We start from the raw sequence: 399 nt of genomic DNA, 5'->3' as shown, positions 1-399 counted from the left end.
CTGGGTACTCGCCGGCGGCCTCGCCGCCCCCGCCATCCTGTCCCTCGGCTCACGTGCCCGGGCGGCCACCACCCTGAAGCTCTCGCACCAGTTTCCCGGTGGCACCCTCGAGGAGGGCGACTTTCGCGATCGGATGTGTCGCAAGTTCGCGATGGCGCTGGCAGAGCGCTCGAAGGGCGCCCTCGAGGTGCAGGTCTATCCCGGCTCGTCGCTGATGAAGACGAACGCCCAGTTCGCCGCGATGCGCAAGGGTGCCCTCGACCTCTCGCTCTATCCCTCGCCCTATGCCGGCGGCGAGGTGCCGGAGTTGAACATCGGCCTGATGCCGGCCCTGGTCAGCTCCTACGAACAGGCCATCGCCTGGAAGAAGGCGCCCGTCGGCCGCAAGCTCACCGAGAT

The 399-nt window shown here is 68.4% G+C and carries 1 pseudogene; it reads left to right on the top strand.

The annotated features are described in order from the left end of the window. Positions 1-399, top strand: a pseudogene (locus CVH10_RS17970) (hypothetical protein); the annotation flags it as partial.

Source organism: Halomonas sp. ND22Bw (assembly GCF_003011945.1).
Classification (GTDB): Bacteria; Pseudomonadota; Gammaproteobacteria; order Pseudomonadales; family Halomonadaceae; genus Halomonas; species Halomonas halophila.
Note: the sequence above shows the minus strand (reverse complement) of the source record. Positions and strands in the feature narration are given on the sequence as shown.